This window comes from Flavobacterium sp., from assembly GCF_031381455.1.
In the GTDB taxonomy this organism is placed as follows: Bacteria; Bacteroidota; Bacteroidia; order Flavobacteriales; family Flavobacteriaceae; genus Flavobacterium.
In genome coordinates this window covers 22,391-28,390 of sequence record NZ_JANMXZ010000023.1, presented here as the reverse complement: position 1 = coordinate 28,390, position 6,000 = coordinate 22,391, and the positions used below count along the sequence as shown (strand labels likewise).

Genomic DNA, 6,000 nt, shown 5'->3' with positions numbered 1-6,000 from the left:
CAATTTCTTTTTGACCTTCGGTAAAATCCTTGATTCCGTTGAGTAATTCCTCTATATTTTGGATTTTTGCCATTCCTTCTGGAGTAGCATCTTTCTTTAATTCCTGAACTAATCCTGTTTTTTTGGCAACATGATCTGTGAGATAAAAAGCGTCTTGATTCTCGTTTATTACCTGAAAACTCTGAATCATAGTCACAAAATCCTGTAGTTTTTGTTTGGTTCCTGCATTTAATTTCAAATCAATTTTATCAATATTCTGCATTACTTCAAAGATGGATCTTTTGTAATGGTTAGCAGCAACTGTTAACTTTTCGACAGTCGTATCTCCTATTCCTCGAGCGGGATAATTGATAACCCGAACCAAAGCTTCTTCATCTTTTGGATTGATTACTAATCGCAAATAGCACAAAACATCCTTGATTTCTTTTCTTTGATAGAAAGACAAACCACCATAAATTCGATACGGAATATCACGCTTTCGCAAAGCATCTTCCATGGCACGTGATTGAGCATTGGTTCGATAGAGAATTGCAAACTGACCATTTAGCATTTGGTTACGCATCTTTTGTTCAAAGATTTCACCCGCTACAAATCGGCCTTCTTCACCATCCGTAATACTGCGGTGTACTTTTATTTTGGAGCCATAATCATTAGCCGTCCAAACAATTTTATCGAGTTTAGTTTTATTTTTATCGATAATTGAATTGGCAGCTTCAACAATGTTTTTGGTAGAACGATAATTCTGTTCTAATCGATAAGTTTTTACATTTTCATAATCCTTTTGGAAGTTGAGAATGTTATTAATATTCGCACCACGAAACGCATAGATACTTTGAGCATCATCACCAACCACGCAAATGTTTTGAAATCTATCACTCAACGCGCGTACAATCAAATACTGCGAATGATTGGTGTCTTGGTACTCATCAACCAAAATGTATCGAAAACGGTCTTGGTATTTTGCCAACACATCCGGAAAACGATTCAATAATTCATTGGTTTTTAATAACAAATCATCAAAATCCATTGCACCGGCTTTGAAACATCTGTCTACATAATTGGCATAGATTTCACCCAATCGCGGCTTTTTGCTCATAGCATCCTGCTCCTGCAATTCGGGATTGTTTAGGTAAGCTTTGACTGTAATTAGCGAATTTTTATACGAAGATATTCTACTCAAAACTTGTTTGGGTTTATAAATATCTTTGTCCAATTGCATTTCTTTGATAATCGCCGAAATCAATCGAACACTGTCTTGAGTATCATAAATGGTAAAGTTGGAAGGAAAGCCTAATTTGTCTGCTTCACTTCTTAGAATCCGAGCAAATACCGAGTGAAACGTTCCCATCCAAAGGTTTTTGGCTTCGTTTGTTCCGACAATATCAGCGATACGCTTTTTCATTTCGCGTGCGGCTTTGTTGGTAAACGTCAATGCCAAAATATTAAAAGCATCCACACCCAAACTCATCAAATAGGAAATACGGACCGTCAACACACGAGTTTTTCCTGAACCTGCGCCAGCAATGATAATCATTGGACCATCTTTCTGGAAAACGGGTTGTTGTTGGGCTTCGTTAAGTTGGGAGATATATTGTTGCATTAAAAAAGTAGCTAAATTGCTGAGTCGCTGAGTTGCTGAGTTTAAAAATCGTTTTGGACAAATTTAATGTTAGTTGACTTCAATTGCAATATAGATTTACTATTTATTCTATTATATTTGTGAACAATTATAGATACTATCTAACCATGAACTCCGATAAAATTTTAGAATTACTAATGTATGCTGTTCCTTCACTAATAACAGGTGGTGTGGCGTATTATTTGTTTGATAATTATTTCAAAGACCAACAAAATACCAGACGTTGGTTGTTGCAAAGAGAGAATCAGAAACATTCGTTGCCCTTGCGTTTGCAGGCATATGAACGATTGGCTTTGTTTTTAGAGCGTATAAATCCTTCGAAATTGCTGATTCGTGTGGCACCTTTAAGTGAGAATAAAGTAGATTATCAAAACCTGTTGATTCATCATATTGAGCAAGAATACGAGCACAACATTACGCAACAGGTATATATTACCAACGAACTTTGGACGATGCTATTGACTGCTAAAAATACCATCATTCAAAATATCAGAAAAACAGCTTTGGATGAAACCGTTACCACTGCGGATCAGTTAAGAGAAAAGATTTTAAGCAATCTACTCGACGGTCAATCCGCCACTACAGTAGCTTTAGCTTATTTAAAAAATGAAGTTGCGGAAGTTTTAGGATAACGAAAAATCCTTCTCAAATGAGAAGGATTTTTTTATTTAAACTTTGAGATTCCGTCATTTAGCCAACTCAGGTACTCATCAATGTTTGGTGTATAACTTATTGGAGCATTCAGCTTTTCTTCTTTTAAATCGATTAAAACGTAGAAGGGTTGTGTATTTGTTTTGTATTTGGTGATAATAAATTCCGTCCATTTATCTCCGATGCTTGTAATTTCATTTCCTGTTTCTTTTGAAACTGTTTGTTCACTTTTGGGCAATTCTCTTTTATCGTCAACATATAACGAAATTAAAACTACATCGTTTTTCAATACATTTAAAACCTTTTCATCTGACCAAACATTGTTTTCCATCTTACGGCAATTAACACAGGCATAGCCTGTAAAATCAAGCATAACAGGTTTGTTTACAGTTTTCGCGTAAGCCAAACCTATTTCATAATCGGTAAAAACGGTTAAGCCATGTGGTCCAATTTCTGCGCCATCGGGTAATTCTTCTTCAGAAGTTGCACTATTTCCAAAAAATCCCATTGGACTTTCACTATACGTTTGTGGAGGAGGAAAAGCACTAATCAATTTTAAAGGCGCACCAAATAATCCCGGAATCATATAAATGGTGAATGCCAAAACGAGCAATCCTAAAGATAATCTTCCCACAGAAATATAAGTCAACGGACTATCGTGTGGTGTCATTATTTTTCCTAATAAATACAAAGCCCAAGCTCCGAAAATAGCAATCCATATCGCCAAGAAAACTTCTCTTTCCAGTAAATGCAATTGCAAAACTAAATCAGCATTAGATAAAAATTTAAACGCTAAAGCTAATTCTAAAAATCCCAAAGAAACTTTTACGGTATTTAACCATCCACCCGATTTTGGTAGCGAATGCATCCAACTTGGGAACATCGCAAAAAGCATAAATGGTAATGCCAAAGCGGTTGAAAAACCAAGCATACCAATTATTGGTGCAATGCCACCTTTAGAAGCTGATTCCACTAAAAGCGTTCCGACAATTGGTCCCGTACAAGAAAAAGAAACTATTGCTAAAGCCAAGGCCATGAAAAGAATTCCAATAACTCCACCTCTATCGGCTTGTCTGTCCACTTTATTTGCCCAGGAATTCGGCAACATAATTTCAAAAGCACCAAGAAAAGAAACTGCAAAAACGACTAAAAGTAAAAAGAAAAATACATTGAACCAAGGATTTGTTGATAAGGCATTCAAAGCATCAGCACCAAAAATACCTGTAATCGCTAATCCTAAAACAACATAAATCGCAATGATTGAAATTCCGTAGAGAATAGCATTTCGTTTTCCTTGCGCCGGATTTTTACTTTGTTTGGTAAAAAAACTGACCGTCATTGGGATCATTGGGAAAACACAAGGTGTCAATAAAGCTGCTAAACCACCAAGAAAAGCTAGAAAGAAAATAGCCCACAATCCTTTTTCATCTTCTTTTTTCGGATCTGCAACAACTGTTTTTGTTTCTGGTTTGGCTGTTTCACTAACCGTAAATTGTGAGGAACTAGTGGTATCTGTTTCTGAAATATTAGTTGCTGTTTCTTCAGGTACTTGCCCTGTATTTGGCAACTGAAACGTAAAACTCATATTATCATTGATACACGCCTGTTTGCAAACCTGGTAATCAATTTTGGCTTTTATCGAAGTAAGTTTAGCATTAATTATTTTTACTTTTTGAGTAAAAGCCACATTCTTTTCAAAGTAATATTCATCGACACCAAAAACTTCATTGAACTGCTTTTTATATGGACTTTCTTTAACTTTTCCGACCAATTCATAGTTGCCTTTTGCGTCTTTGAATGCAAATTCTGCCGGCAATGGTCCATCAGCTGGTGTGAATTGAGAGTAGACATGCCAATCCTTGTCAATCTTTCCTTCCATCATCAAATTGAATTCGGAATCAGATAGCTTCTCAACTTTGGTTGTCCATTTTACCGGTTTTACAATTTGTGCATTTAGGTTGGCTAAAGCCAAAAAACTAAAAAGAAAAAATAGTACTTTCTTCATTAGGCTGTATAATTTATTTTTAAAATTTTTGTCGTCGATTCGGTTACTTTAAATTGCTCGTCTAATCTTTTTCCGATAACCCAAACAATTTGATTTTCAGAACATAAAAGCCACGTACTTGATTTGTCCAGTAAAGAAAATTTTTCATCTTTAAAAAACTTACTTAGCTTCTTTCTCCCTATCATTCCACTTGGATAAAACCAATCACCTTCTTGCCATTTCCTAATTACTAAAGGAAATTGAAGCTTATCTTCGTCTACAAATATAGTATTAGTTGTCTGAACCGAAATGTCATCTACGTTACAAAACGCCATTTTTAAGGGAAATTTAACTTCTTTTTGATCTTTGGAAATCAAAAAATTAACAGGTTCAATTTCATTTTGTTTTGGGAATAAAATCAATTCATTCCTATCTTTCAATAAAACATGGGTTTCCGAAAATACTTGTTTTCCTGATTGTGCAATAACCAAATCATTAATAGAATTCCAATCACTAAAACCGAAAGGTTCGAGCCATTGGTATAAATAAGACTGATAATTGGGCAATTGCATAAACTCCGATAAATTTATTCTCTTTTGAAAATTAATGTCCGTGACGACTTTTCTATAAACAATTCGGGATGCATCATCCACCAAAGTCTGTGCTTGTTGCAGATTAGAAATTGATTTTTCAAAAGAATCCAGCAAACTTGGATTGAGTTCTTTTAATATCGGAATTACATTGTGACGCAATTTGTTTCGCAAATATTTATCAGAAGCATTGCTGCTGTCTTCGCGCCATTTAACTTTGTTTTTTTTGGCAAATGTTACGATTTCATTTCTGGAAAAAGGTAATAACGGACGAACAATATTTCCGTTTTGCTGTGGAATTCCGGTCAAACCGTCTAATCCGGAACCACGAGTGAAATTGATTAAAACCGTTTCCAAGCTGTCATCCAAATGATGCGCCGTTAGTATATAATCGTAGTCATTATTTATCAAAAGCGTATTGAACCAATCATAACGAAGGTTTCGGGCAACAACCTGAATAGATAATTTCTGTTTTTCAGCAAATTTTTTAGTGTCAAAATGATTTACAAACAGCAGCACATCCAACTTCTCACATTGAGATTTTACAAATTTTTCATCTTCATCACTTTCATAGCCGCGTAGTTGAAAATTGCAATGGGCCGCTCTGATATCAAGTTTTGACTGACTACACAATTCCAACAAAACCATACTGTCAATTCCTCCGCTTGTTGCCAAAAGGAGTTTTTTTCCTTTCAGAAAAGGAAGACTTTGATTTATATGATTTTGGAATTTTGCGAGCATAATTAAGTCAAAAGGGATTAGGGAAAAGGGAAAAGTTATACCTCTAGCTTTTTAATTAACGAATTTAGCATTTTTTCAACTTCTATGGAAAGTTCTTTTATTTCTTGTAAATGTTCAACCCTTAGAAAGTCTAAATTTACAGCAATTTCTAGTTGCGTTTGATTTTCAAATAATGAACCTCTTGCTATTTGTAAAAATCTTGAGTAATCTTTTCTATAATTTCTTCCGTATCCTTCAGCAATATTGGAAGGAATAGAAATCGCGCTTCTTTTTATTTGTGGAGTTAAACCATACTTTTCATTCTCAGGTAACTCAAGAGCTAACTTATAAATAAGTGTTACCAAATTCATTGATTTTTGCCAAACAATCAAATCTCTATAACTTTCCATATTTTA

At 34.8% G+C, this 6,000-nt stretch carries 5 protein-coding genes; 1 reads left to right on the top strand and 4 read right to left on the bottom strand.

Annotation, left to right across the window (positions count from 1 at the left end):
- Window positions 1–1,600: UvrD-helicase domain-containing protein (locus RMN97_RS06385; RefSeq protein ID WP_309613689.1), on the bottom strand; the 1,600-nt coding region annotated here is incomplete at its 3' end.
- A 146-nt stretch (window positions 1,601–1,746) separates the two neighbouring features.
- Here RMN97_RS06385 and RMN97_RS06380 point away from each other — a divergent pair.
- Window positions 1,747–2,271 carry a hypothetical protein gene (locus RMN97_RS06380; protein WP_309613688.1) on the top strand — a complete coding sequence of 175 codons (525 nt, stop codon included), beginning with the start codon at window positions 1,747–1,749 and terminating at the stop codon, window positions 2,269–2,271.
- Between the two features lie 32 nt (window positions 2,272–2,303).
- Here RMN97_RS06380 and RMN97_RS06375 read toward each other — a convergent pair whose 3' ends face one another.
- The 3 genes from RMN97_RS06375 to RMN97_RS06365 are packed head-to-tail and all read right to left on the bottom strand — an operon-like array spanning window position 2,304 to window position 5,994.
- The gene (locus RMN97_RS06375; protein WP_309613687.1) at window positions 2,304–4,295 is read right to left on the bottom strand and encodes a cytochrome c biogenesis protein CcdA; all 1,992 of its coding nucleotides are present in this window, start codon (window positions 4,293–4,295) and stop codon (window positions 2,304–2,306) included.
- Window positions 4,295–5,605: a tRNA lysidine(34) synthetase TilS gene (gene tilS, locus RMN97_RS06370; protein ID WP_309613686.1), complete on the bottom strand. Its 1,311-nt coding sequence runs from the start codon at window positions 5,603–5,605 to the stop codon at window positions 4,295–4,297. The genes RMN97_RS06375 and tilS overlap by 1 nt, the downstream gene beginning before the upstream one ends.
- Before the next feature lie 35 nt (window positions 5,606–5,640).
- Window positions 5,641–5,994: a four helix bundle protein gene (locus tag RMN97_RS06365; RefSeq protein WP_309613685.1), complete on the bottom strand. Its 354-nt coding sequence runs from the start codon at window positions 5,992–5,994 to the stop codon at window positions 5,641–5,643.
- Window positions 5,995–6,000 lie beyond the last annotated feature (6 nt).